This is a genomic window from Streptomyces sp. ADI95-16 (genome assembly GCF_003721495.1).
Classification (GTDB): Bacteria; Actinomycetota; Actinomycetes; order Streptomycetales; family Streptomycetaceae; genus Streptomyces; species Streptomyces goshikiensis.
On the sequence record NZ_CP033581.1, the window covers coordinates 3,321,332 to 3,348,131 of the forward strand.

Consider the following 26,800-nt stretch of genomic DNA (forward strand, 5'->3'; position numbering starts at 1 on the left):
GGAAGGTCCGTGGCGCTCCCGTGCGCCGACGTCCCGAACTCCCCCGGGCCCGCCGGCTACAGCCCGGGGGCCGACCCGGCCCAAGCAACGCACTGGACGACTCCAGCCCCGCTCCCAGCCCTACCCGGCGCAATCCCGGCCCCGCCCACTACAACCCGGGAGCCGACCCCGCCCGGCGGCAACCTCAGCCCCGCCGGCGTTTGAGGCGCGGGGGTCCGGGGGCTGGCCCCCGGCAACGGCGCCGCACCGGGCGACCCAGCACCCGGCCCATCCCCTCCCGGCCCGGCTGGCGCTCAAGGCGCGGGACCAAGGCCGGCGAGGCCAAGGGCGGAACCCAGAGCCAGACGGCAGCCCCGCGGCGACTCCCCCTCAGCCCTCCGACTCCCCGTGCAGCCGCGTCGCCACCCACGCCCCCACCAACGCCACGCAGGCCATCGGCAGGAACACCACCACGAACGCCCCGGGGTGCGAAGCCCCGCCCCCGCCGTCGAAGGCGTGCGCCGCACCCACCGCCCCGCCCCCCAACGCCGCGAACGCCGCTCCGCCCCCCGCCAGCAGCACCACATTGGCCAGCGCGTCCGAAATCTGCAGCGCGGCGGAATTGGCCCCCGCCTCCTCCGGCGCGGACAACTGCATCAGCAGCACGCTCGTGGACCCGATCACCAGGCCCATCCCCAGGCACCCGACCCCCCAGGCCAGCGCCAGCGTCCACACCGGCACCGATTCGATCAGTACCGCCGGCGCCCCCGCGATCGCCGCCGCGACCATGAGCATGCCCAGCACCATCAGCCGCCCGCGGTACGGCTCCATCCGCCCCTTGGACTGGATCCACGACCCCAGCGCCCACGTCACCCCGCCCAGCGCCAGCGAGAACCCCGCCAGCGTCGGGCTCAGCCCCCGCTGGGTGACCAGCATCAGCGGTACGAAACTCTCCGCCGCGATGAACGACCCCGCCGCGACCCCCCTCAGCAGCACCACCGACGGCAGCCCGCGCCGCGCCCGGTACGTCCCGCGCGGCAGCAGCCCCAGCGCGGCGGGCACCAGCAGCGCCGCGCCCACGACACCCGGCAGCAGGGACAGCCACCGCAGGTCCTGCGCCGCGTACTGGAGCAGCCCCGCGCCGACCGAGATCGCGAGCGCCAGCCGGATCCGCCGCCGGTCGAACGCCTCGGCCGGGGCGTCCGGATCGACCGGCCCGGACGCGCTCCGCCGTATCGCCGGCAACGCCACCACCACCGGCACCACCACGAGCGCGGGAATCCCGAGGAACACCCACCGCCAGCCGAGGTGCTCGGTGACCGTCCCGGAGGCCAGCGGCCCCACGATCGAGGGGACGACCCAGCCCGCGGCGAAGGCCGCCATGATCGCGGGGCGCAGCCGCTCCTCGTAGGCCCGGCTCACGACGACGTACAGGGCGACGATGACGAGCCCGCCGCCGAACCCCTGCACGGCCCGGCCGAGCACGAACACCCACATGACGCCGGCGGTCCCGGAACACACCAGTCCGGCGGCGAAGGCCCCGATCCCGACGGTCAACGGCCGCAGCGGCCCCTGCCTGTCGGCCCACTGGCCCGACAGGACCATGCCGAACAGGCTCGTCGTGAAGTAGGCGGAGAAGGCGAAGGCGTAGAGCCCGATCCCCTCCAGCTCCCGCGCGGCGACGGGCATGGCGGTACCCACGGCCGTGGCCTCGAAGGCGATCAGGAAGACGACGGAGATGATCCCGATGCTGAGCGTCCGGTACGCGGCTCCCAGCACCCCGCCCCCGGACGGGGCGTCGGCCGGAGCCGGAACGGGCTCCGCTGCGGTTCTCTGGGGCACGCGCGGCTCAAGGGCACTCATCGCCCCAGCGTAAGGTGCGTACCCCGCGCGTGACCCTGTCATTTAGGCGGATCCGGACTCGGCCCTCAGCCCTAGGTCTGTGAACGCCGCATGGCAGTCGCATTGCGGGGCCCGCGCCCCTCTTCCCCACCCGCACGGCCCCTCGTACGGTCTTACACATCACCACACAGCCGTGTGCCCGAGTGGTTGAGGGACTCGCCTGCAAAGCGAGTTACGCCGGTTCGATTCCGGTCACGGCTTCGCGGCGGGCCGCTCAGGGGAGGCGCTACCCCTGGGCGGCCTTCGCCTTGTCACGCACCCCGCCGCCGCCGAACGACCGTACCAACGGCCCCGCCCACCACCACACAGACCCCAAGCCCCAAGGCAACCCAAAAGAGCCGGCCGCCCACACCCTCCTCGGCCTCCTCGGCCTGAGGCACGGCAACGGGCTTCCCGGACTCCGGAGCCTTTACGTCGGCCGCTGCCGACGCCTCGACGGCCGTCAGATCCGGAAGCGGAAACTCATTCGCCGGCCCGGGATCCCCAGGGTTCGGCACCGCGACCCGAGGCCGCACGACGCCGTAGCCGATGTAATCGTTCCGCTTCGCGCCGTCCTTGGGCTTGCCAGCCGTGTTCAACAGCACCCGCAGCACCTGATTGTTGGTCCAGTCAGGATGAGCCGACCACAGCAGGGCCGCCGAGGCGGAGGCAAGCGCACTAGCAGAACTGGTGCCATGGGTATTGCAAAGCGTCGATCCACCGATACAAGAGGTCATAAGAGCTCGTAACACGATCATGATTCGGGCTTGTTGAGGCGTCGCCAGCAGATAAGGCTGCAGGCAAGGGAGACGAACGCGTCGTGGAGCTCGGTGCGGCGTTCCCATCGGACGGCGATTCGTTTGAACTGGTGGAGCAGGGCGAAGGTCTGCTCCACGACGTAGCGGAGCTTGCCCATGCCCTTGATGTTCGGGGATCCCTTGCGGGAGATGACCGGCAGAATCCGGCGTTTGAGCAGCTCATCGCGGTTGGGGTTGGAGTCGTAGCCCTTGTCCCCGAGCAAAGCCTCGGGACGTCGGCGGGGCCGGCCTGGCCGGCCCGCCACCGGTGGGATGCCGTCGACCAGGGCGAGGGTCTGGGTGACGTCGTTGACGTTCGCCGCGGTCGTGATGACTTTGAGCGGGGTACCGCGTCCGTCGCAGATCAGATGGTGTTTGCTGCCTGTCTTCCGCCGGTCGACCGGCGACGGGCCGGTGTCGGCGCCCCCTTTTTCGCCCGGATGTGGGAGCCGTCCACGCAGGCCCTGGACCAGTCGAGGCGGCCGGCCGCGTTCAGTTCGGCGAGCAGGATTCGGTGCAGCTGGTCGAAGACCCCTGCCTGCTGCCAACGCTCCAGTCTCCGCCAGCAGGTCTGTCCGGACCCGAACCCCAGCTCAGGGGGCAGGAGTTGCCACGCGATGTCGTTGCAGAGGACGTACAGGATGCCTTGCAGGCACAGCCGGTCAGCTACCGGTCGCGGCCCTGGTGACTTCGTCGGCCAGGGTGGCAGCAGCGGCTCGATCAGTGCCCACAAGTCGTCGTCCACGATCCACGGCCGAGTACTCACACCACCACGAACGGCCGAATCGTCACACCGGTCACGGCTGACCAGAACATTCCATCAAGATCCTGTTACGAGCTCTAATGTCGACACCTGGTGCTATATCCACATGCGAGCCATGCTGAGATTCGTCCGTCGCACCACCGCTGGGGTTGACGGCTGAAACGCCGACGACGCCGGGCGACCCAGAGGGGTATATAACCTCGTTGGCTCCTGCGCCGTCATTGCCGACCGAGTAGAAGATCAGATTCCCCTTACTCAATGCATAGCTAACCGCCTCGTCCAGCTCAGCACTCCCGCCTGGGCCGCCGAACGAGATGTTCATGATCTTTGCGTCAGAGTCCGCCGCAAACCGAATCGCTTCACTGATTGACTGCATGTGGCGCAAGCCCCCGCCGCCTTCGGAAAGACGAAGGGGAAGGATTTTGGATCCCGGAGCCAGTCCAAATGACCCGTCACCCGACGGATGCTTCCCACTAGCCGCGATCATCGCTGCGATGCCAGTGCCGTGCTTCTTGTAGTCAGTACGCTCGTCGCCCTCGTACCCATGGGAGAAGTCCCTACCCTGGACGACTTGCCCTTCGAGCTCAGGAATGCGGCTGACGCCGGTGTCGATCACCGCGACCGTCACACCTTTGCCCGTACTGATCTTCCAGATGTCGTCGGCCTTCATGGCGTTGAGATGCCATTACTGCTCCCGAATCGTCTCCGCGTAAGCCGGGGTCGCGGCGACCCCGGCCAGCAACAGACCCACCAGAGCCGCAGTCGTACTGCGCATCGACTGATGCCTCAGCGGTTCCGACGACGAACGACGACTGTAGCCACGGCTCCGCTGATGATCACGCAGGCGCCAATGCCCAAAGCGATCCAAGGCAGATCCCCGCCCTTCTCCTCCTCAGCCTGAGGCGCAGGGGCGGGCTTCCCGGACTCCGGTGCCTCTGCGTCGGCAGACGGGGAGGGCGACGCCGACACCCCGGCAGCCGCCAAATCCGGAAGCGGGAACTCGTTCGCAGGCCCGGGGTCACCGGGAGTGGGCAACGCGATCCGGGGCCGGACAACGCCATAGCCGATGTAATCGTTTCGCTCCGCGCCGCCCTTCGGCTTACCGGCCGTGTTCAGCAGCACTCGCAGCACCTGGTTGTTGGTCCAGTCAGGATGAGCCGACCACAGCAGCGCGGCGGACGCTGAAGCGAGCGCGCTGGCATCGCTGGTGCCGTGACTCGTGCAGAGCCCCGTTTTCCCCGCACAAGCCGTAACAATGTCAATTCCAGGTGCGGACATGTCGACTTGCAGTCCACGCTGAGATTCATCAGTCACGGCTCCGTCGGCGTTGACGGCGCCTACCCCCACCACGCCAGGCGTCGCAGCGGGATAGTTGACCTGATTGGTCGAATCTCCAGAGTTTCCGACAGCGGCAAAAATCAACTTGCCCTTGGAAAGGGCATACTCCACTGCTTCAGGCCGCCCCGGGTCCTCTGTGGACGAGCCCATGGAGATGTTGATGACTCTGGCATCCGAGTCTGCCGCGTACCGGATCGCCTCGGTCCACGACGTACCCCTGCCACCCTCGTGGGGCACGCGGATCGGCAGAATCTTGGCACCGGGCGCCAACCCGAACGAACCATCACCACTCGGATGTTTACCAGAGCCAGCAATCACTGCGGCCATGGTCGTTCCGTGTTTGTCATAGTCGGTGCGTTCATCACCTTCGTACCCGCTCGTAGCAAAGTCCTTACCGGGAAGGACCTGGCCCTCCAGTTCGGGAATGCGATCCACTCCGCTGTCGATGACTGCGACGGTCACACCTTTACCCGTACTGATCTTCCAGATGTCGTCGGCCTTCATGGCGTTGAGATGCCATTGCTGCTCCCGAATCGTCTCTGCGTGAGCCGGGGTCGCGGCGACCCCGGCCAGCAGCAGACCCACCAGGGCTGAGGTCGCCTTACGCATGCGCATCCCGTGCAACGTCCGTTCCCGCTCAGTCGATCACAGGCGGCACAACACGACGGTTGGCCTGCCACGTCTCTTCGTCCTCGGACAGGTAGTCGGGGCGTTCGCCGCCCTGCTCGTCACGGCGCCTGCCGGCACTGCGGGCGCCCCCGCCCCCGTGCCCCATCGCACCGCCGACCGGACCGGCACCCGACCCGTTGCGCACGAGACCCGAGCCGCCCTGCGTGAACGGCTGACCGCCCGTGGTCGAGCGGCCGCCGACACCGGGCTGACGCCCGCCGACGACACCGCCCTGTTCCATGGCCAGCCGACGGCCCGCCATCGAACCGCCGGGGACACCGTGGGAGCCGCCGAGGCCGCCACCGCCCATGCCGCCGCCCATGCCGCCGCCCATCATTCCGCGGCCGCCGCCCTGCATGCCTTCGCCGATGACCGTGCCGCGCGGGATGCTGCCGCTGGGTCCGCTGACCGGCACCTGGCGGCCACCGACGATGCCGGCGTCGCGAGGCAGCACCGGTGCGAGGCCACCGATCTTCCCGCCGACCTTGCCGCCTGGGGCGATACCCGGAGGCAGGCTTCCGGGACCGATGCCGGGCAGGCCTGGGCCACCGCCGCCGATCATCGGCGGGAGCGTCAGCGGCGGCAGAGTCCCACCGGCGTTGGGGCCCCCAGCGACCGGGCCAGGACCGGGAAGGGGCGTCGTCGGAGGGAGACTCGTCGCTGGCAACGTCGCAACGTGGTCAAGGTCGACGTCCACAGCGTGGTCTGGCAGCACAGGCACGGGGGTCGACCCCGGCACGCTCGTCGGGGGCAGGGCACTGTCGTGCCTCGGCTGATTACTAGTCACCCCGCCGGGTTGATGTGTGGGTGACCAACCCGAACTCGTCGAGGCGTAGGAACTGCCCGTTCCGCCACCACCACCGGAACCCTCAGAACGAGCCCGATCCCCATCACCCGAATAGCCAGTGGGTACAAAGTCACCCGGCGGCGGCGGAAACGTCGGCACCTCCGCCGAGCCCATCTCCTTCGCCGACTCCTCGTACCGCTGCGCCAGCTTCGTCAGCGCGTCAATGGCCCGCTGATGGTTGCCAGTCAGTGTGGAGTAAGACTGCTGGCCGATCTTCAGTGCGTCCGGGTCGTTGTGGAACTCTTTGGCCGCATCCAGGTTGGCCTGAAGCTTGGCTGTCGCACCGGCGTCATATTCCGCGTCGCGCTTGGCCTCGATCATGACCTGGGCAGCCAGGGTCATGTACTCGCCGCCCACCTTGCTGTAGTCGCTGAGGCGCAGCGTCGCACTGCCAGCCCGGCTCACCCAGTTCTGGAACGCCAGGGCCGCATCGCCTTCCCAGCCAGTCACCTTGTGGTTCTTGAGCGCTTCCCCGATCTCCGCGATCGTGGTCGCCGCCGTGGTCAGAGATGTTGCCCTGCTCTTCACCGCTTCAGGATTGATGGCGGAGACCATCGCCCAGAGCTGCTCATGGGAGTAGCCCTCAAAGTGCGTCACCATCAGACCTCGCCCTCCATCGTTGCGGCGCCAGCCGGGCCCTGCGACCGTGCTTCACTCTGCTTCTGGCTGATGCCGTAGTGCTGCGCGAGCGGATCCCGTTCCGGGACGTACTCCTTCTCCGCCCTCTTGGCGATCGCGGCCATCCGCCGCTTCGTCTCCTCGTCCACGCCGCCGTAGCCCTTGCCCGCCGTCAGTACGGCGATTCCCAGGGCCTCGATCTGCATCGCCAGTCCCTCGGACAGGCTTTGCAGCTGCGCGTGGACGGTGTTGTACGTCGCGAACAGCGTCTCCGCCTCCGGGAAGCCCGTGCCCAGGGTGCCCTTCGGGAGCGTTCCGTGCGCGAGTTTTTTGCCGTCGGCCTCGGAACCGTCCAGCTTGTCGAGGAGTTCGTCGACCAGCTTCTTGTAGCCCGTCATCGACTCGTACTCGACCTCAAGCGCCCGCACCAAGTTGAAAACCACGTTGGCCTCCCCGACTCCCCGACTCCCCGTTGGTCGCGGGCATCAGCGTTAGCGCCAGCCCCTCGACCCGTCCCCGTTCGCACGCGTTCGCACCCGTGCGCACGCGCACGGGAACTCACTCCGTATCACTCTAACGATCGGGACCGACACCCCCAACCCCGGGGTTGCACGTGCAATGCGGGTCACACGGTCACGAGTTGGGCGCGGCCACCGCCGCCGATGGCCTGATCGGGAGCCTGTTGACCGGGCGGCCCGTTGCCGCGCGGACCGCCGAGGCGACCGCCGCCGGGGTGGTGACCACCGGGATCGCGCTGGCCGCCTTCGCGCCGAACGGGGCCACCACGTCGCGTTCCTCGATCAGTTTGACGATGCGGACCGCCGGCGTGTCGAGCGAGGTCGGCAGGGCGTACCCGGTCAGGTCCGGGTGGCGGACCAGGCCCGCGACCGAGCGGAGGTTTTCGGTCAGGGCCGCGCCCACGCCCTGCGTGACGCCCGCTTCGATACGGGCCTCCAGCTGACGGGGGTTCAGGATCCGGCCCACGTCCTGGGCCACGGCGAGTTCGACCACCCGCACCGAGCCCAGTTCGATGTCCACGTCCACCACCGCGCGGATCGCGCAGAAGGCGAGGCCCACGAAGGCGTCACCCTGGCCGTCCCCGTCCAGGGGTTCCGTCGGGTGCGGGCGGCACTGGGCCGTCGCCCAGAGTTCCTTGCCCGCCATGGCCTCCGGGACCGTCGTGGAGAAGGCCCCGTCGTACGACGTGATCCGGCCGTCCTGGATCTGGAGGAGTTCCGTCGACATGCCCAGCTTGTGGGCCATCGGCTGGAGGAGCTGGGTCCGGACCATTTTGGCCGCGCGCTCCACCGCGCCGCCCGACACCCACGTGTGCCGGCCGTGCGCCGCCGGGCCCGCCGGCGGCTGGTCGGTGTCGACCGGGGCCGTCACCACCTCGTCCACGCCCAGGATCTCCTGGACGATCTGGCGGGCGAGCGTCGAGAAGCCCTGCCCGGTGTCGACCGCCGCGCAGATGACCGTCGCGGCTCCGTCGACCACCTTCACCGTGGCGGTCGCCACCTCGTCCGTGCCTTCGGCGCCGAGCATGTGGACCATGCCCACCCCGTACCCGACCCCGCGCCGCACCGCTCCCGGCTCCCCCGCGCCCTCCGGGCCGCCGGGCAGGAGCCACTCGTCCTCCGGGGTGTCCTTGGGGAGGGAGGGCAGCGGGTAGTCGCGTACCGAACGCAGCAGTTCGGCGACCGGCGCCGGGCAGGTGACCGTCTGGCCGGTCGGGAGCAGGTCGCCGGTGGCCAGTACGTTGCGCAGGCGCAGTTCGGCGCCGTCGATGCCGAGGGCGGCCGCGAGCTTGTCCATCTGGCCCTCGTACGCCGCGCAGACCTGCATCGCGCCCTCGCCGCGGACGTGGCCCGACGGCGGGTTGTTCGTACGGACCGCCCAGCCCTCGACGAAGGCGTGCGGGACCACGTACGGGCCGCAGGCGAAGGCCACGGCCGCCGCGAGCGACTCGGACGAGGCGTCGGCGTACGCGCCGCCGTCCATCAGGATCTGGGCCTCCACCTTGACCAGCCGGCCGTCCGCGTCCGCGTGGTGGCGGTAGCGCAGCAGCGTCGGGTGGCGGTGGGCGTGGCCGAGGAAGGACTCCTCGCGGGTGGCGGCCAGTTTGACCGGGCAGCCGGTGCGCAGCGCGAGCAGGCCCAGCGGCAGCTGGAACGCGGCGTCCTCGCGGTCGGAGGTGGCGCCCGGGACGCCGGTGACGACGACGCGGACCCGGTCCGGTTCGAGGCCGAAGCAGGCGGCCGCGAGGTCGCGGTCGGTGTGCGGGTCGGTGGAGGCGGTGTAGATCTCCACGCCGCCGTCGGGCCGCGGCACGGCCAGTCCGGCCTCGGCGCCGATGGGCGCGGGGTCCTGGCGGCCGATCCGGTACAGGCCCTCGACGACGACCTCGCCGGTCGCCTCCGGGTCGCCGTAGCGGAGCGGGATGTGCCGGATCAGGTTGCCGTCGGGGTGGATGGGGGCGGCGCCGAAGGACTGCTCGGGGTCGCTGACGACGTCCAGCAGCTCGTACTCGACCGCGATGGCGGCCGCGGCGAGCCGGGCCGTGTCGGGGTGGTCGGCGGCGACGGCGGCGATGGGCTCGCCGTGGTGGCGGACCACGTCGTGCGCGAACACCGGCCGGTCGGCGATGCGGCGGCCGTGCGTGGTGGCGCCGGGGACGTCGGCGTGGGTGACGACGGCGCGGACGCCGGGCATCTCGGCGGCGGCGGAGGTGTCGATGGACAGGATCCGGGCGTGGGCGTGCGGGGAGCGCAGCACGGCGGCCCAGAGCAGGCCCTCGGCCCACAGGTCGGCGGCGTAGGGGAAAGTGCCCTCGGCCTTGGCGCGGGCGTCGACGGAGGGCACGGAGGCCCCGATTCCGCGCGGCGGGCCCTGCTGCTCCTCGGTGTCGCCGGCCGGAGCGGCCCCGGAGGCCGTCACCCCTGAGGTCGCCGTCGCCGTGCCGGCGGCCGTGCCCGTCGTCGCCGTGGCCGCGTCCTGCCCGCTCACGCCATGCCTCCGTTGTGGTGGGGCCCGTGGGTCCCGTGGGTCCCGTGGTCGCCCTGGTCGCCGTGGGGCCCGTGGTCGCCCTGGTGACCGTGGTTGCCCTGGTGACCGTGGTCGCCGTGGATGCCGCCCTCGCCGGGCGGTGCCTGGTGCGGGATGCGCGGCTCGGCGCCCGAGGCCGCGGCTTCCGCCTCGGCGGCCGTCGCCTCGCGCTCGGCGACGACCTCGCGGACGGCGTCGATGACCCCCGTGTAGCCGGAGCAGCGGCACAGGTTGCCGCAGAGCGCCTGGCGGGTCTCCAGCTCGCTGGGGGCGTGGTTGCCCTCCAGCAGGTCATGGATGGTCATGGCCATGCCGGGGACGCAGAATCCGCACTGCACCGCGCCCGACCTGCACAACGCCTGCTGCACGTCCGAGAGTTCCCCGTCGGTCGCGAGTCCCTCGACGGTCCGGACCTCGCTCCCGGCGGCGGTCGCGGCCGGCACCAGGCAGGAGGCGACGAGCCGGCCGTCGACCTGCACGGCGCACGCCCCGCATTCGCCCTGCGAGCAGCCGTCCTTGGCGCCGGCGAGGCCGAGGCGCTCGCGCAGCACGTAGAGCAGCGACTCGCCGATCCAGGCGCCCGTGACGGGGCGGTCGGCGCCGTTGACGCGCAGGACGTAGGACGCCGACGGATGTTCGTGATGGGCGGCGGGCACCGCGACGTCTTCTTCGTCGTACGTCGTGTCCCGGGCCGGGAAACCTCCGGCGCTGTCCGCGTCCGGGGTCGCCCCGGCAGTGTCGGTGACGCCCTCGGCCGGGACGGGCGACTCCCCCTCTTCGGCGAGGGCGAGGCCGGCTCGCGTGAAGCCGTGCTCATCGTGCTCGGCGGCCCCCGCGGGCCCACCCGGCGCCGCGGCCCCGGTCCCGAACCCGTCGGCCTCGACCCCGTGGGGCTCGACACCGTCGGCCTCGGCTCCGTCCGGCTCGAACCCATCGGCCTCGGCCCCGTCCGGCCCGGCCCCGGCGGCCTCGAACCCCGTCGGCTCGAACCCCTCGGGCTCGTACGCGGCGGCCTCGGCCGGCTCCGGCTCGGGCCCCCGCTCCGGCTCGGGCTGCTGCTGTCGCTGCCGCTGCCGCTGCTCCGCGTCGTGCGCGTGCCCGGCCTCCACGTACCCGTACCCGTCGCCCGCGTGCCCGGCCTCGGCGCCCGGATGCGGTCGCTGCGCGGCCGCCGGCGCCGCCGCCGCGCCGTGGGCGGCCTCGATGTCGTGCGGAGCCGGGTGCGCCGGCTCGCCCTCGGGCAGCGTGCCCACGCCCGGGCCGCCCAGCACGCGCGGGCCCCGGCTCGGGGCGCCCGCCCCGTGGCCGCCGAACCCGCGCGCGGCCTCGGCGAGCCCCGGCAGCACGCCGGAGGTCAGCGACAGGTCGCCCTCCGAGGTGCCCGGCTGCTCCGGCGCGTACCCGCGCGCGTCCTCGTACCCGGAGTACCCGGCGTATCCGGACTGCCCGGACTGCCCGGGCTGCCCCGGGTGCCCTGCGTGTTCGAAGTTCCCGGAGTGGTCGAAGTGTCCGGAGTTCCCCGGGTGACCCGAGTGGGTCGCCCACGGGGCCGCCGCACCGCCCGGCAGCGTCGCCGGGGCCTGGCTCCAGTCGGCGTCCAGGGCGCCGGTTCCGGTCACCGAGGCCGGCATCGCCCACTGCCCCGTGCCGTGCCCCTGCCCCTGCCCGTCGGGCTGAGGCTGCTCCTGCTGCCCCTGCCCCTGCTCCCGCTCCCGCTCGCCCTGCGGGAAGCGCCACTCGGCGGTCGCGCCCGGGTCGTGCTCCGCCTCGCCGCCCTGGGAGGCCGCGAACGCCTCCGCCACCGACGGCGGCAGCGGGATCGACGCCGGGATCGGCCCGCCCACCGGCGCGGGCGCGGGCGCCGGCTCGGCCCCCGCCTCCGGCCACTGCACCGGCAACGCCCAGGTCCCGGTCGCCGACGGGTCCGTGGTGGCGGAGCCGAGCGGCACGATCATCGGCGGCGGCACGTACCCGTGCCCGGGGGCCGCCAGCGGCTCCCCGGTGCCGAGCGCGTTCAGCATGTCCTCCGGAAGCTTCACGAAGGCCGTCGCGTCGGAGTCGTACTCGCCGCCGTGCGGCACCGGCTCCCAGCCCCAGACGGGTTCGGCCTGCCCCGGCCCGCTGCCACCGCTCATGTTCCCGATCTCGTTCTCACTCATGAGGTCAGCGCCCTCCCCAGGGCCCTCCGTGCCAGCACGGCGACCGTGCGCCGCAGATGCAGTACGCCGGGGGGTACCGGCTCTCCCTGGTCGGGTACGCAGGCTGCCGCGACGTACTCCCCGAAGGCGTCCAGCGCCTCGGGGGCCAGGCTCCGGCCCCCGTCCCAGTCGATCAACGAGGCGACCCACTGCTCGGCTTCCAGCGGCCGCAGCGGCATCGGGGCGACCGCGCCGATCGCGCAGCGCACACCCCGGCGCGCGGGGTCCAGTACGAGCCCCACGGACGCCACCGCGCGCCCCGGTCCCGTACGCCCCGTGGCCTTCAGGAACACCTGCGGCGCGTGCAGCAGCGGCACCCGTACGAAGCCGATCAGCTCGCCCGGCCGCAGCATGTCGCGCCCCGCCAGCAGGTGCGACACCGGGATCTCCCGGGTCGACGTGCCCGCGGACCCGACGGACCCCGAGGTGCCCGGTTCGCCCGGCCCGACGATGACGAGCATCGCCTCCAGCGCCGCCAGCACCGGCAGCGCGTCACCGGTCGGCGCCGCCGTGGCGATGTTCCCGCCGAGCGTGCCCGCGTTGCGGATCTGCGGCGGGCCCGCGGCCCGCGCGGCCGCCGCGAGGGCGGGGATCAGAGCGGCGAAATCCGGCCGCCCCATCCGTGCGTGGGTGAGCCCGGCACCGAGCAGCGCGTGGCCGTCCTGGTACTGCCAGCCCCGGATCTCGTTGATCCGGCCCAGACCGACCAGGGCGGCGGGCCGCAGCAGTCCCGCGTTGACGGCGGCCATGAGGTCGGTGCCGCCCGCGACGGGCACGGCGGCGGGCATGGCGGTGAGCGCCGCCACGGCCTCGTCGAGCGAGACCGGGAGCGTCACGGACTGCGCCGCGTGCGAGGCCTGAGGGCCCTGGGGCCCCTGAGGCGAATCCGGTGCGTGCAATGCATGCGGTGCGTGCGTGGTCAACCCAGCTGCCCCTTCCCGATGTCCCGGTCCCGGCGCTCACGCCTGTCCGCCGTACGGTACGTGCTCACCGCCGGGACGTGGCAACTCTGGCACATCTTCCGCACCGCCCGGCGCGAGGGTCTGCCGGTCGACCCCGAAGGGTCACCCCCGGCCCACCTCGGCACATCGCGCCCGATTTCCCACGTATCAACCGAAATCGAGAAAGAGTTCCAAAGACTGGCGAAGAGTTCCGGTTGCCGGAGTCACACGATCGGGGGCTCCCCCTCGATCGGGCGTCCGAGCACCCCGGGCCGGCGCTGCCACGGCAACGGACCGCCGGGCGGGCGGTGGTCGACCCCGAGCGCGTCCAGGCGTGCGCGGTGCCCAGCCATCCGCTCCTCGAAGCCGTGCCAGTCCCGCTCGGCGGATTCCGGAAGCCGTGACCACACCACCTCGGCGAAGGCGGCCAGCCGCGGGAACACCTGGTAGTCCACCCGGCTCTGGTTCTCCGTCACCTCGGTCCACACATTGGCCTGCGCGCCCAGGACGTGGACGGCGGCCTCCGGCGACAGCTCCGGCGGCACCGGCTCGAAGCGGTACACGTCCTCCAACGAGCGCACGTACCCGATGGGCACCGGCTCGTCGGGGCCGTCCGCCTGACGGTGGTCCAGGTACACCTGCTGCTGGGGGCACATCACCACGTCGTGGCCCGCCCCGGCGGCCGCGATGCCGCCCGCGTACCCGCGCCAGGACGACACGGCCGCGCCCGGGGCCAGGCCGCCCTCCAGGATCTCGTCCCAGCCGATCAGCCGGCGCCCGCGCGCCGCCAGCCAGGTGTCGAAGTGCCGGATGAACCAGGACTGCAGCCCGTCCTCGCCGGCCACCCCCAGCTCCCGGATCCGCCGCTGCGCCGTCGCCGAGGCGCGCCACTGCGCCTTGGGGCACTCGTCCCCGCCCACGTGCACGAACGGCGAGACCTCGGCGGGGAACAGTTCCAGCAGCTCCTCGAACACTCCCTCGTAGAACCGCAGTACGTCCTCGGTCGGCGCGAGCACGTTCTCGCTGACGCCCCAGTCGTCCCACACCCCGAGCGCGGCGGTGTCCACGACATCGGTGTTCCCGAGCTCGGGATACGCGGCGATCGCGGCTTGCGAATGCCCCGGTACGTCGATCTCCGGGACCACCCGGACGTGCCGCTCGGCGGCGTACGCGACGATCTCGCGGATGTCGTCCTGGGTGTAGAAGCCGCCGTGCGGGGTCTCGTTCCACAGCGGTGAGGCCCGGTGGCCCCACCGGCTGCGCGGCCGCCACGCGCCGACCTCGGTGAGCCTCGGGTGGCGCTTGATCTCGACCCGCCAGCCCTGGTCGTCCGTCAGGTGGAGGTGCAGCACGTTGAGCTTGTGCGCGGCGAGCAGGTCGATGTGGCGCAGCACGCCGTCCTTGGGCGTGAAGTGCCGCGCGACGTCGAGCATCATGCCGCGCCATCCGAACCGGGGGCCGTCCGCGACCGAGCCGTGCGGCAGGCTCCACACCCGTCCGGGCAGCGGCGCCTTGCGGTGGGCGTCGGCGCCGAGCAGCTGACGCAGCGTCTGCGCGGCCCAGAACAGCCCGGCGGCGCTCGCGCCGGCCAGTTCCGCGCCGCTCCCGTCGATACCGATCCGGTACCCCTCGGGCCCGAGGTCCGCCCCGAGCCGCGGATCGAGGCGCAGCCGTATGTCCGCGTCGCCGGCCGCGTCCGGCCCGGCCTGCGGCAGCCCCCACCCGGTGGCCGCCCCGAGCTCGCGGCGCAGCCAGCGCGCGGTTCCCCCGGTGCCGGGCCCGGCGTCGAGCACCGGCTCGGGGCCGAACACGTAGGGCGCGGCGTCCTCGCGCAGCGCGGCGTTCCGGGGCAGGGGGATGAGGTCCATGCGGCAGCCCTTCACGACGGCGTGTTGCACCCTGCGCAACAGACGTTCCACAGAGCGCTCGTTGCCGCCGACCCTAGTGCGCACAAGGCCCCGGGGCCCCGGGTACGCACAAGGCCCCCGGGGCGCGCCGATGCGCGCCCCGGGGGCCTTGGTGGTCCCGCGGAGCCGGGCCGGAGGACCGGCTACTGGTCCTTGCCGCCCTTGTCCTTGTCGCCGCCGGCGCCCATGGATTCGTAGATCTCCTTGCACATGGGGCAGACCGGGTACTTCTTCGGGTCCCGGCCCGGGACCCACACCTTGCCGCAGAGCGCGACGACGGGGGTGCCCCCGAGCGCGCTCTCCATGATCTTGTCCTTCTGGACGTAGTGGGCGAAGCGCTCGTGGTCGCCGTCGCCGTGGGACACCTGCGGCGTCGGCTCGACGAGGGTCCCCGTACCAGTCCCGCGCTCGGGCTCAAGAGTGCTCATAAAACCCAGGGTACCGACCCCCGCCGGGGTCAGTTCAGCGACGGGTCGTCCGGATAGGTCGCGACCATCGCGAGCTCGCTGCGCTGGCGGCGCAGGACCGCCCGCCAGAGGCGTTCGGGATCGGGGAAGGAGATGTCCCCGGGCTCCGACTCCACCACGTACCAGGCGCCGTCGCCGACCTCGTCCTCCAGCTGGCCGGGGCCCCATCCGGAGTAGCCGGCGAAGATCCGCAGCGAGCCCAGGGCCGCCGCCAGGAGTTCCGGCGGGGCCTCCAGGTCGACGAGGCCGATCGCGCCGTGCACCCGGCGCCAGCCGAGCGGGCCCTCCTCGCCCGGGATGACGGCGATGCCGAGGGCCGAGTCCAGGGCCACCGGGCCGCCCTGGAAGACCACGCCCGGATCACCGGCCAGCGCGGCCCACGGCAGCAGGACGTCGCCGACGCCCACGGGGGTCGGCCTGTTGAGGACCACGCCGAGGGAGCCCTGCTCGTCGTGGTCGAGCAGGAGCACCACCGCGCGGTCGAAATTCGGGTCCGCGAGGGCGGGGGTGGCCACGAGCAGCCGCCCTGTGAGGGAGGACACCTCGGTCATGCCGACATGATCTCGCACATTCGCCCGTGAGGGGGAGCGGGCGACGAGATCCAATCGTCCGCAGCTCAGGGCGCACGGCAGCAGACGGGAGCGCGCGCCCGAGAGCCGAGCGGAACGCGACGCTCCGCCACCTGGCGGGCACTCAGGGTGTTGTGTCTCATTCATGACATTCATACGGGCGCGTTGGCCTTACGGATAGGGGGGTTGCGCCCCTTACCCTTTTCCCTGGCCCCCTGCCCACCCTCCTCTGGCTTCGCCGGGGGAGCCCCTCTCCGGAACGCGAGATTCATGACCGGCACAGACAGAGACGACGTACTGCTTGTCCATGGCGGTACCCCGCTTGAGGGCGAGATCCGTGTCCGCGGTGCGAAGAACCTCGTGCCGAAGGCCATGGTCGCCGCTCTGCTCGGCAGCGGACCCAGCCGGCTGCGCAACGTTCCCGACATCCGCGACGTGCGGGTCGTGCGCGGTCTGCTCCAGCTGCACGGCGTCACCGTGCGCCCCGGCGAGGAGCCGGGCGAGCTGGTGCTCGACCCGACCCACGTCGAGAGCGCGAACGTCGCCGACATCGACGCCCACGCGGGTTCCTCCCGGATTCCGATCCTGTTCTGCGGCCCGCTGCTGCACCGCCTCGGCCACGCCTTCATCCCGGGCCTCGGCGGCTGCGACATCGGCGGCCGGCCGATCGACTTCCACTTCGACGTGCTCCGCCAGTTCGGCGCGACCATCGAGAAGCGCGAGGGCGGTCAGTACCTGGAGGCACCGCAGCGGCTGCGCGGCTGCAAGATCCGCCTGCCGTACCCGTCCGTCGGCTCGACCGAGCAGGTGCTCCTGACGGCCGTCCTGGCCGAGGGCGTGACCGAGCTCAGCAACGCCGCGGTGGAGCCGGAGATCGAGGACCTCATCTGCGTACTGCAGAAGATGGGCGCCATCATCTCCATGGACACCGACCGGACCATCCGGATCACCGGTGTGGACCGTCTCGGCGGGTACAACCACAAGGCGCTCCCGGACCGTCTGGAGGCCGCGTCCTGGGCTTCCGCGGCGCTGGCGACCGGCGGCAACATCTACGTGCGCGGCGCGCAGCAGCGCTCGATGATGACCTTCCTGAACACGTACCGCCGCGTCGGCGGCGCGTTCGAGATCGACGACGAGGGCATCCGCTTCTGGCACCCGGGCGGCGCGCTCAACGCGATCGCCCTGGAGACGGACGTGCACCCCGGTTTCCAGACCGACTGGCAGCAGCCGCTGGTCGTGGCCCTGACGCAGGCCACGGGCCTGTCGATCGTCCACGAGACGGTCTACGAGTCGCGGCTCGGCTTCACCTCGGCGCTGGGCCAGATGGGTGCGCACATCCAGCTGTACCGGGAGTGCCTGGGCGGCTCGGCGTGCCGGTTCGGCCAGCGCAACTTCCTGCACTCGGCGGTCGTCTCCGGCCCGACGAAGCTGCAGGGCGCCGACCTGGTCATCCCCGACCTGCGCGGCGGGTTCTCGTACCTGATCGCGGCGCTGGCGGCCGAGGGCACCTCGCGCGTCCACGGCATCGACCTGATCAACCGCGGCTACGAGAACTTCATGGAGAAGCTCGTGGAGCTGGGCGCGAAGGTCGAGCTGCCCAACGGCGACCTCGTCTGACCCCGCGTGCCCCGGGGCCCCCACCAGGGGCCCCGGGGACGCCAGAAGGGCGGCCACCCCACCGGGTGGCCGCCCTTGCTGTTTCGCTGCGTGTTACGCGGCGGGACTACTTGCCCTTGGCGGCTTCCTTGAGCTTGGAGCCCGCGGAGACCTTCACGCTGAAGCCGGCCGGGATCTGGATGGGGTCGCCGGTCTGCGGGTTGCGCGCGGTGCGAGCGGCACGGTGGGTGCGCTCGAAGGTCAGGAAGCCGGGGATGGTGACCTTCTCGTCGCCCTTGGCGACGACCTCACCGATGGTCTCGGCGAGGGCGGCCAGAACGGCGTCGGCGTCCTTGCGGGTCACCTCGGCGCGCTCGGACAGAGCGGCCACCAGCTCACTGCGGTTCATGTTGTACTCCCGTGTTCAACTTGCCTTAGAGGCGTGAGATCGAAGCCGATGCTGCCAGGGCCCTCGGACAGTCCCCGGACCCGGGTCTGACGTCAGACCCTCTCGCCCGGTTACGCATCCTGCCCCCACCAGCGGCGGGAAAGCCAATCCGGCACCCGCCAGGGTCACACGAAAAGCGCCACAGTCACGCCGCGGTGACGCTCCGTCCGCACCAAGGGTTCCGGTGGATGCGGACCGCGGGCCACGCGGGCATCCCCGCAACCCTAGAGGGGGCTTGGGGGGCCCGCATCTCGCGACGCGCCGGAGAAGGTACGTGGGGGCCGTCACAGTCGCCGTCGCGGCGGCCGTGACGGCCCTGATCGTCACACGTCGTCACGGCCGCCCGGCCCGCGGGCCCTAGGCGGAGGTGGCGGCCTTGCGGACGGCCCCGGCGACGGCGCCCGCGACCTTGTCGTTGAAGACGGACGGGATGATGTAGTTCGCGTTGAGCTCGTCCTCGCCGACGACGTCCGCGAGCGCGCTGGCGGCGGCCAGCATCATCTCGGTGTTCACGGTGCGGGACTGGGCGTCCAGCAGGCCGCGGAAGACACCCGGGAAGACCAGCACGTTGTTGATCTGGTTCGGGAAGTCGGAGCGGCCGGTGGCCACGACGGCGGCGGTCTGACGGGCGACGGCCGGGTCCACCTCGGGGTCCGGGTTCGCGAGCGCGAACACGATCGCGCCCTCCGCCATGGCGGCGACGTCCTCGCCGGACAGCACGTTGGGGGCCGAGACGCCGATGAACACGTCGGCGCCGACCACGGCCTCCTTCAAGGTCCCCGTGTAGCCCTCGGGGTTGGTGTTGTCGGCGATCCAGCGCAGCGGGGAGTCGGCGGCCGCGTCGACGAGGTCGGGGCGGCCGGCGTGCACGACGCCGTGGATGTCGGCGCTGACGGCGTTCTTCACGCCGGCCGCGAGGAGCAGCTTCAGGATGGCGGTACCGGCCGCGCCGGCGCCCGACATCACGACCTTGACGTCCTCAACTGCCTTGCCCACGACGCGCAGTGCGTTGGTGAGGGCGGCGAGGACGACGATGGCGGTGCCGTGCTGGTCGTCGTGGAAGACGGGGATGTCGAGGGCCTCGCGCAGGCGTGCCTCGATCTCGAAGCAGCGCGGGGCGGAGATGTCCTCCAGGTTGATGCCGGCGAAGCCCGGCGCGATCGCCTTGACGATCTCGACGATGGCGTCGGTGTCCTGGGTGTCGAGGCAGATCGGCCACGCGTCGATGCCGGCGAAGCGCTTGAAGAGGGCCGCCTTGCCCTCCATGACGGGCAGCGCGGCCATCGGGCCGATGTTGCCGAGGCCGAGCACGGCGGAGCCGTCCGTCACGACTGCGACGGAGTTGCGCTTGATGGTGAGGCGCCGGGCGTCCTCGGGGTTCTCGGCGATCGCCATGCACACGCGGGCCACGCCCGGGGTGTAGATCATCGAGAGGTCGTCGCGGTTGCGGATGGGGTGCTTGGACGCCATCTCGATCTTGCCGCCGAGGTGCATCAGGAAGGTTCGGTCGGAGACCTTGCCGAGGCTGACGCCCTCGATGCCGCGCAGCTTCTCGACGATCTCGTCCGCGTGCGCCGTGGAGGTGGCCGCGATCGTGACGTCGATGCGGAGCTTTTCGTGGCCGGAGGCGGTCACGTCGAGGCCGGTGACCGACCCGCCGGAGGACTCCACGGCGGTGGTGAGCTGGGAGACCGCGGTTCCGCTCGCGGGCACTTCCAGGCGGACCGTCATCGAGTACGAGACGCTGGGCGCCGTTGCCATGGCCGTGTTCCTCTTCTGTCCCTGGTTTTTCTGTACATACAGGGACCTGTCACACCGTGGGCGTGGCAGGGCCTGTTGTCCGATCGTCCCACCTACCAGCCAGTACAAGGTAACCAGCTACAAATTTCGGAAAGACATTTCCACCATACGAGATTTGAGCGGGTGGTGGAAGCCCTCCCCCACCACATTCGGCCACGCAAAACAGGTCTGCCCCCTCTGTCGGAACAGAGGGGACAGACCTGTTGCTACGCCTAATGACACCGACCCGCCATGCTCGCCTCGCGGCAAGTGGTCGCTCTAAGCGACGAAGGTTGGGCCCGGGGGCTTGGATCGAGCCGGTGCCTCACCCAGGCTAACAAAGGATCGCCGGAAGCGATCCCCCTCCGGACAGTTGACCTCGTCTCACCACACCCCCGGCCGCGGGCCATCCGGCGGTACGCCCGCGGCCCGGCCGGATCCCTACGGCCTGAGCAGCGCCGGCACGCCGTCCGGGTCGGGGGTGTCGGCGGCGGTGGAGACGACCGTCAGCTGCTGCGTCGCGCGCGTGAGGGCCACGTACAGGACCCGCAGGCCGGCCGGGGACTCGTCCGCGATCTCGGCCGGGGAGACCACCACGGTGGCGTCGTACTCCAGCCCCTTCGCCTCCAGGCTGCCCAGCGCCACCGCCCGCTCCCCCAGGTCCGCCAGCCAGCCCGCGGCCTCCGCGCGCCGGTCCATGGCCACGACCACGCCCACCGTGCCGTCCACCTGCGCCAGCAGCCGCCGGGTCTCCTCCCGGACGGTGTCCCGCAGGTCCCGCGCCACCGCCGTGAAGCGCGGCAGCAGCCCCGTGGAGCGCACCGCCGTCGGCGGCTCCATCCCCGGCATCGCCAGCTTCAGCACCCGGGAGGCGACCTCCGCGACCTCCGCCGGGTTGCGGTAGTTCACCGTGAGGGTGAACCGGCGCCGCGGCCGCGTCCCCAGGGCCTCGTCACGCGCCGCCGCCGCCTCGCCCGGATCCGTCCACGAGGACTGCGCCGGGTCGCCGACCACCGTCCAGGTGCCCATCCGGCCCCGGCGGCCGACCATCCGCCACTGCATCGGCGTCAGGTCCTGCGCCTCGTCCACGATGACGTGCGCGTACTCGGTGCGCTCCGCCGCGATCCGCTCGGCCCGCTCCCACTGGGTCTCCTCGCGGGTCGGCATCAGCTCCTCCAGCCCGCTGAGCTGCTCCAGCGGGTCCAGGTCCCGCTTGCGCTTCGGCCGCGCCGGCGCGCCCAGCAGCTGCTGGAGCTCGTCCAGCAGCGCCACGTCGTGCACCGACAGGGGGCCCTTGCCGTCCGCGCCCACCCGGCGCAGCGAGCGCGCCAGCTGCCGCGTCTCGCGCGGGTTCAGGTCCCGGCGCGACCAGCGGCCGAGCTTGCGCTCGTCGGCCATCGCGGCCAGCACCGCGCGCGGGGTGAGCTCCGGCCACCAGGCGTTCAGGAACCCGATGAAGGCGTCCTCGGTGGAGATGTCCTCGTCGAACGCGGAGCGCAGCTCTGCGGCCAGCTCCGGGTCGCTGTGCCGCCCGGACTGCCCCGACTTGGCGTACAGGGCGTCGAGCAGCAGCTTGCGGGCGCGCGGCCGCAGCAGGTTCACCGGCGCGGTGCCGCCGAGCACGTTCTGCCGGATCCGGTTCAGCTCGTCGGCCTCCAGCTCCTGGCGCCGCCCGAAGGCGACCACGCGCAGCCGGTCCGGGGCGGGGCCGGCGGCGTTGCCGAGCTCCAGGGCGCCCCGTACGGCCTTGCGGAGCACCTTCAGCATCCGCGAGGAGCCCTTGATCCGGGCCACGGCCGGATCGTCGTACGTGGTCGCCTCGGCTCCGTCGACCAGCGAGCCGAGCGCCCGGATGGCGACCTGGCCCTCCTCGCCGAGGGAGGGCAGGACGCCCTCGGTGTACGCGACGAGCAGCGGCGTCGGGGAGACGATCAGGATGCCGCCGGAGTAGCGGCGGCGGTCCTGGTAGAGCAGGTAGGCGGCGCGGTGCAGGGCGACGGCGGTCTTGCCGGTGCCGGGCCCGCCCGCGACCTCGGCGACGGAGGCGGCGGGCGCCCGGATGACCAGGTCCTGCTCGGCCTGGATGGAGGAGACGATGTCCCGCATGGAGTGCGTACGGGCCCGCCCGAGCGCGGCCATCAGGGCGCCGTCGCCGATGGCGGGCAGTTCCCGGCCGTCCAGCGTGGCGGTGACCTCGGGGCGCATCAGGTCGTCCTCGACGCCGAGGACCTTGCGGCCCTTGGAGCGGATGACGCGGCGGCGCACGACGCGGCCGGGGTCCTTGGGCGTCGAGCGGTAGAACGGCGCGGCGGCCGGGGCGCGCCAGTCGATGACGAGCGGCGCGTAGTCGGTGTCGAGCACGCCGATGCGCCCGATGTGCAGGGTTTCGGCGATGTCGGCGGTGAGGTCGGGGCGGATCGCGTCGTCGGCGGGCTCGACGGAGGTGTGGGCGCCGTCGGGGCCGCGTTCCCCGTCCTTGCCGCGGACGAGGTCGATCCGGCCGAAGAGGAAGTCCTCGAACTCGTTGTTGAGCCGGTTCAGGTGGATTCCGGCGCGGAAGACCTGCGCGTCGCGTTCGGCGAGCGCGCCGGGCGTGCCGACCTGGCCGCGTTTGGCGGCGTCGTTCATCAGGAACTCGGCCTCGTGGATCTTCTCCTCAAGGCGGCGGTACACCTGGTCCAGGTGCGTCTGCTCGACCGCGATCTCCCGATCGCGGACGGAATCCGCCGTGCTGTCGACAGCGGCATTCTGCGCGGCCACCAAGGCCCCCTTCTGACGTGCGTGGGCGACCGTCAACCGTACGCGAAGGCGGGCCCTGCCGCACGCCCGTTCCGCGACCGTCCCACGCGTCGATCATGCCGGGTCCCCGGACGGACCGCCGCGACACCCCCCACGCCGGCCCCTACGCCCGCCCCGCCGCCAGCAGCCGGCGCCGGTGGCGGGCCACCCGCTCGCGGTTTCCGCACAGCTCGCTGGAGCACCAGCGGCGCCGGTGCCCGCGCGAGGTGTCCAGGTAGACGCGGGCGCAGCCGTCGCCCTCGCAGGCCCGCAGCAGCGCCCGGTCGCCGGGATCGGTGAGCAGTTCGACGGCGTCCCGGGCGACGGCCGCGAGCAGCCCGGCGCATTCCACTCCGCCGCACAATTCCCGTACGAGGTGTCCCTGTTGGTCCCGTACGGCGCACAGCCCCGGGGGTGGTGCGGCGGCCGGGGCGTTGACCCGGGCCAGGGTTTCCTCGTCGGCGTCGCGGCCGGCGATTTCCGCCCGTACGAGGGTCTCCACGTCGTCGCGCAGGGCCCGGAAGGCCTCCACCCAGTCGGGTCCGAGCCGGGCCAGCGGCGTCCGGTCGGGCACCAGCCCGGCGCCGGTGAGCCACAGCCGCAGCTCGTCGGTGTCCCGGATCCCCTCGTGGGGAGCGGAGGTGGCCACCAGGTCCAGACAGACCCGCCCGGCGTCGAACCACATGCCCGTCACCGCCTCGGTTGGCTAGGGGGTGCCCTCAGAGTGCCTGGCGGCCGGGCGTTGCGGAACCCCCCGCGCGGGGTCCTGGCAGGCGCCGCTTCGACGACGGGGCCTACCGGGGCGGGGGGTCGTCGTGGAGCAGCCGCTGGAAGAGGCGGTGGTCGCGCCAGGCGCCGTTGATGTGGAGGAAGCGGGGCGCGAGCCCGTACTCGCTGAAGCCGGCCTTGGCCAGGACGCGCTGCGAGGCGGTGTTGTCGACGAGGGTCCCGGCCTCGACGCGGTGCAGGCCGAGCTCGTCGCGGGCGATCCGGCAGACCTCCTCCAGGGCGGCGGTCGCGAGCCCCTTGCCGGTCCACTCCCGGTCCACCCAGTAGCCGACGCCGCCGCTGCGGAGCGGCCCGAGGGCGATGCTCCCGAGGTTGATCGTCCCGACCGGGTCCCCGGTCGCCGCCTCGACGAGGACGAACGGCAGGAGCCGCCCGCCGTCCCGCTCGGCGAACTGCTCCTCCAGCCGGGCGCGCTGGCCCGCCCCGGTGTAGAACTCCTCGGAGCGGTACGGCTCGTAGGGCGCCATGTACGCCCGGTTGCGCAGCAGTACGTCGGCCAGCCCGGCGGCGTCGTCGAAGGTGACGCCGCGCATCTCCACCCCATCGATGATCATCCGAGCACGCTAACGGCCCCGCCGCGCCCGGGCAATGTCCAGCCCCGTCGGCGTTCGAGGCGCGGGGGTCCGGGGGCGGGGCCCCAAGTCCTCAGGGCCTCCGGGGTCCCGGCAGGGCCGCGGCTACCGGGTGGCGGCGCAGTCGCCCGCGTCCAGCGACAGCCGGTAGCCCCGCTTGACCACCGTCTGGATCAGCTTCGGCGTCCCCAGCGCCACCCGCAGCCGGGCCATCGCCGTCTCCACGGCGTGTTCGTCCCGCCCCGCCCCCGGCAGCGCCCGCAGCAGGTCGGCCCGGCCCACCACCCAGCCCGGCCGCCGGGCCAGCGCCCGCAGCAGGGCCATCCCGGCGGGCGGCACCGGCCGCAGCTCGCTGTCGACGAGCACGGCGTGCCCGCGGATCTCCAGCCGCCGCCCGGCCACCGGCAGCACCCGGGCCCGTCCCGGCAGCTCCTGGCAGAGCAGCTGCACCAGCGGGCCCAGCCGGAACCGTTCGGGGTGGACGGTGGCGACCCCGTGCCCCTGGAGCGGCAGCGCGGTGACCGGCCCGACGCAGGCGCTGAGCACGTCGCCCCGCAGCGAGGCCAGCACGGCCTCCCGTACGCCCCGCGCCTCGGCCCGCGCCAGCAGCGAGGCCGCGGCCGGGGCGGAGGTGAAGCTGACGGCGTCCACCGCGCCGGCGGCGACCGCGTCGAGCAGCCGGTCCAGCGGCCCGAGGTCCTCCGGCGGCATCCACCGGTACACGGGGACGACGACCACCTCGGCGCCGCCCTCGCGCAGCGCCTCCACGAACCCGGGCAGCGGTTCGCCGTGCAGCTGGAGCGCGATGCGCCGCCCGGCGACCCCGGCGGAGAGCAGCCGGTCCAGTACCTCGCCCAGCGACTCCGACTGCGGGGACCAGTCCTCGACGAGCCCCGCGGCCCGTACGGCCCCCTTCACCTTCGGCCCGCGCACCAGCAGTTCGGCCTTCCGCAGCCGGCCGAGCAGTTCCTCCCCGAGCCCCCACCCGTCGGCGGCCTCGATCCATCCCCGGAACCCGATGGCGGTGGTGGCGACGACCGCGCAGGGCGGGCTGTCGATGAGTTCCTTGGTCGCGGCGAGGAGCTCGGTGTCGTCGGCCAGCGGCACGATCCGCAGGGCGGGCGCGTGCAGCACCTGGGCGCCGCGCCGGCGCAGCAGGGCGATCAGGTCGTCGGCGCGGCGGGCGGCGGTGACCCCGACGGTGAACCCCGCCAGCGGTCCGGTCCCGTTCCCGGCGCCGGCATTCGGGCCGGCCGGGACCGCGGGCCGGGGCCGGGGGCCGGTGTGCGTGTGGTCGTCCATCGTGACCTGCCTTGCCAGTGGGTCGGTGTCGCGGGTGGCGGAACCGAGCCTGCCAGCAGGCCGTGTCGGCCTCGGTTCCGTCGCATTTCGGCGCCGTTAACCCCCGTTACACGGAGGTGAGCTGCGGTTTCGCCGCCGCCCCGGAAGCCTGGGCGATCACCGCGGCGGGCCGGCGAAGGTATACCGCCCAGGTCACCGCGCAGCACGCCCCGTAGAAGCCGAGGAAGGTCACGAAGGCGGCCGTCCCGGTCCCGGAGCTCAGGAACGCCTCGCGGAACACCAGGTTGATGCCGAGTCCGCCGAGCGCCCCGACGGCGCCGATCAGCCCCATCGCGGCCCCGGACAGCCGGCGCCCGTAGGCGGCCGCGGCCTCGCCGTCCATGCCCCGGGCGAGCGCCTTGGCCTGGAAGATGCCGGGGATCATCTTGTACGTGGAGCCGTTGCCGAGCCCGCTCAGCGCGAACAGGGCCACGAACCCGACGAGGAACACCGGCAGGGATTCCCGTACGGAGGCCAGGACGACCACCCCGGTGGCCGCGGCCATCGCCACGAACGTCGCGAGGGTGATCCGCGCCCCGCCGAACCGGTCGGCGAGCGCCCCGCCCACCGGCCGGATCAGCGAGCCGAGCAGCGGCCCGATGAAGGTCAGCGAGGCGGCCTGGAGGGGGGTGCGCCCGAACTGGGTCTGGAGGACCAGCCCGAAGGCGAAGCTGTAGCCGATGAAGGACCCGAAGGTGCCGATGTACAGGAAGGCCATGATCCAGGTGTGCGCGTCGCGCACGGCGTCGCGGACGGCGCCGGTGTCGTTGCGTACGGGCGCCAGGTTGTCCATGCGGGCGAGGGCCAGCGCCGCCGCGAGCACGATCAGCGGGAGGTAGGCGGCCAGCAGCAGCCGCGGGTGTCCGGCGCCGGCGGTCCCGATGACCAGCAGCGCGGCGAGCTGCACCACGGGCACGCCGATGTTCCCGCCGCCCGCGTTGAGGCCGAGCGCCCAGCCCTTCTTGCGCAGCGGGAAGAAGGCGTTGATGTTCGTCATGGAGGAGGCGAAGTTGCCGCCGCCCACGCCGGTCAGCGCGGCCACCGCCAGGAAGGTGGCGTACGAGGTGCCGGGCTCCATGACCAGCAGCGCGGCCGTGGTCGGCGCGAGCAGCAGCAGGGCGCTGACGACGGTCCAGTTGCGGCCGCCGAACCGGGCGACGGCGAAGGTGTAGGGGACCCGCACCAGGGCGCCGACGAGGGTGGCGGTGGCGATGAGGAAGAACTTCCCGGCGGGGTCGATGCCGTACCCGGGGCCCATGAAGAGCACCATCACCGACCAGAGCGACCAGATCGAGAACCCGATGTGCTCGGAGAGCACGGAGTACAGGAGGTTGCGGCGGGCCGTGCGCTCGCCCGACTCCCTCCAGAACACCGGGTCCTCGGGATCCCACCGCTCGATCCAGCGGGCCCCCTTGCGCGGTGCGGTCGTACCGGTCATCACACGCCTCCACTGCTGTCGCGTTCGTGATGACGATCCT

The 26,800-nt window shown here is 72.4% G+C and carries 21 protein-coding genes and 1 tRNA gene; 2 read left to right on the top strand and 20 right to left on the bottom strand.

Annotation, left to right across the window (positions count from 1 at the left end):
* Positions 1–369: 369 nt before the first annotated feature.
* Complete coding sequence (locus EES41_RS14585) at positions 370–1,842, bottom strand: MFS transporter (protein WP_123078640.1); 1,473 nt, start codon at positions 1,840–1,842, stop codon at positions 370–372.
* A 168-nt stretch (positions 1,843–2,010) separates the two neighbouring features.
* Here EES41_RS14585 and EES41_RS14590 point away from each other — a divergent pair.
* Positions 2,011–2,082 (top strand) — tRNA-Cys (locus EES41_RS14590).
* A gap of 50 nt (positions 2,083–2,132) precedes the next feature.
* On the opposite strand, the gene EES41_RS42965 is transcribed toward EES41_RS14590, so the two are convergent.
* From EES41_RS42965 to EES41_RS14650, 12 genes are all read right to left on the bottom strand, one after another.
* A complete protein-coding gene (locus EES41_RS42965; protein ID WP_123078642.1) occupies positions 2,133–2,705 on the bottom strand; it encodes a S8 family serine peptidase in 573 nt (190 codons plus the stop codon).
* Positions 2,615–3,423, bottom strand: a protein-coding gene (locus tag EES41_RS14600; protein ID WP_254211240.1) for an IS5 family transposase whose coding sequence is annotated in 2 segments (ribosomal slippage) — positions 2,615–3,103 and positions 3,106–3,423 — 807 coding nt in all. Because the reading frame shifts where the segments join, the coding sequence is not laid out codon by codon here. Before EES41_RS14600 ends, EES41_RS42965 begins: the two co-directional genes overlap by 91 nt.
* Positions 3,424–3,454: 31 nt before the next feature.
* The gene (locus EES41_RS14605; protein WP_254211445.1) at positions 3,455–4,090 is read right to left on the bottom strand and encodes a S8 family serine peptidase; all 636 of its coding nucleotides are present in this window, start codon (positions 4,088–4,090) and stop codon (positions 3,455–3,457) included.
* 116 nt (positions 4,091–4,206) lie between these two features.
* Complete coding sequence (gene mycP, locus EES41_RS14610; protein ID WP_164495836.1) at positions 4,207–5,373, bottom strand: type VII secretion-associated serine protease mycosin; 1,167 nt, start codon at positions 5,371–5,373, stop codon at positions 4,207–4,209.
* 22 nt (positions 5,374–5,395) lie between these two features.
* Positions 5,396–6,874 carry a hypothetical protein gene (locus tag EES41_RS14615; protein ID WP_123078646.1) on the bottom strand — a complete coding sequence of 493 codons (1,479 nt, stop codon included), beginning with the start codon at positions 6,872–6,874 and terminating at the stop codon, positions 5,396–5,398.
* Positions 6,874–7,335, bottom strand: coding sequence for a hypothetical protein (locus EES41_RS14620; RefSeq protein WP_123078648.1), 462 nt, complete (start codon positions 7,333–7,335; stop codon positions 6,874–6,876). Before EES41_RS14620 ends, EES41_RS14615 begins: the two co-directional genes overlap by 1 nt.
* Positions 7,336–7,525: 190 nt before the next feature.
* Positions 7,526–9,829: a xanthine dehydrogenase family protein molybdopterin-binding subunit gene (locus EES41_RS14625; protein ID WP_123082462.1), complete on the bottom strand. Its 2,304-nt coding sequence runs from the start codon at positions 9,827–9,829 to the stop codon at positions 7,526–7,528.
* A 65-nt stretch (positions 9,830–9,894) separates the two neighbouring features.
* Entirely contained in the window at positions 9,895–12,096 is a 2,202-nt protein-coding gene (locus EES41_RS42975; RefSeq protein ID WP_254211446.1) for a (2Fe-2S)-binding protein, read from the bottom strand.
* Positions 12,093–13,034 (bottom strand): xanthine dehydrogenase family protein subunit M, encoded by a 942-nt coding sequence (locus EES41_RS14635; RefSeq protein WP_174261810.1) that lies wholly within the window; start codon positions 13,032–13,034, stop codon positions 12,093–12,095. The genes EES41_RS42975 and EES41_RS14635 overlap by 4 nt, the downstream gene beginning before the upstream one ends.
* A 266-nt stretch (positions 13,035–13,300) precedes the next feature.
* On the bottom strand, positions 13,301–14,944 hold the full coding sequence (locus EES41_RS14640; protein WP_123082463.1) for a beta-N-acetylhexosaminidase: 1,644 nt from the start codon (positions 14,942–14,944) through the stop codon (positions 13,301–13,303).
* Positions 14,945–15,126: 182 nt separating this feature from the next.
* Complete coding sequence (locus EES41_RS14645) at positions 15,127–15,411, bottom strand: DUF3039 domain-containing protein (protein WP_037797664.1); 285 nt, start codon at positions 15,409–15,411, stop codon at positions 15,127–15,129.
* Positions 15,412–15,440: 29 nt separating this feature from the next.
* Positions 15,441–16,001, bottom strand: coding sequence for a YqgE/AlgH family protein (locus EES41_RS14650; RefSeq protein WP_123078652.1), 561 nt, complete (start codon positions 15,999–16,001; stop codon positions 15,441–15,443).
* Between the two features lie 288 nt (positions 16,002–16,289).
* On the opposite strand from EES41_RS14650, the gene murA reads away from it, so the two are divergent.
* The gene (gene murA, locus EES41_RS14655) at positions 16,290–17,636 is read left to right on the top strand and encodes a UDP-N-acetylglucosamine 1-carboxyvinyltransferase (protein ID WP_123078654.1); all 1,347 of its coding nucleotides are present in this window, start codon (positions 16,290–16,292) and stop codon (positions 17,634–17,636) included.
* Between the two features lie 106 nt (positions 17,637–17,742).
* Here murA and EES41_RS14660 read toward each other — a convergent pair whose 3' ends face one another.
* The 7 genes from EES41_RS14660 to EES41_RS14690 form a co-directional block, all read right to left on the bottom strand.
* Positions 17,743–18,024 (bottom strand): HU family DNA-binding protein, encoded by a 282-nt coding sequence (locus tag EES41_RS14660; RefSeq protein WP_008743457.1) that lies wholly within the window; start codon positions 18,022–18,024, stop codon positions 17,743–17,745.
* A 396-nt stretch (positions 18,025–18,420) separates the two neighbouring features.
* Positions 18,421–19,824, bottom strand: a complete 1,404-nt coding sequence (locus EES41_RS14665) for an NAD-dependent malic enzyme (RefSeq protein WP_008743456.1) — start codon at positions 19,822–19,824, stop codon at positions 18,421–18,423.
* A gap of 459 nt (positions 19,825–20,283) precedes the next feature.
* Positions 20,284–22,602, bottom strand: a complete 2,319-nt coding sequence (locus tag EES41_RS14670; protein ID WP_123078656.1) for a UvrD-helicase domain-containing protein — start codon at positions 22,600–22,602, stop codon at positions 20,284–20,286.
* Positions 22,603–22,744: 142 nt separating this feature from the next.
* A complete protein-coding gene (locus EES41_RS14675) occupies positions 22,745–23,305 on the bottom strand; it encodes an ABATE domain-containing protein (RefSeq protein ID WP_123078658.1) in 561 nt (186 codons plus the stop codon).
* 109 nt (positions 23,306–23,414) lie between these two features.
* Positions 23,415–23,963, bottom strand: a complete 549-nt coding sequence (locus EES41_RS14680; RefSeq protein WP_123078660.1) for a GNAT family N-acetyltransferase — start codon at positions 23,961–23,963, stop codon at positions 23,415–23,417.
* Between the two features lie 123 nt (positions 23,964–24,086).
* A complete protein-coding gene (locus EES41_RS14685) occupies positions 24,087–25,283 on the bottom strand; it encodes a uroporphyrinogen-III synthase (RefSeq protein ID WP_123078662.1) in 1,197 nt (398 codons plus the stop codon).
* A 106-nt stretch (positions 25,284–25,389) separates the two neighbouring features.
* On the bottom strand, positions 25,390–26,760 hold the full coding sequence (locus EES41_RS14690) for a nitrate/nitrite transporter (protein ID WP_123078664.1): 1,371 nt from the start codon (positions 26,758–26,760) through the stop codon (positions 25,390–25,392).
* Positions 26,761–26,800 lie beyond the last annotated feature (40 nt).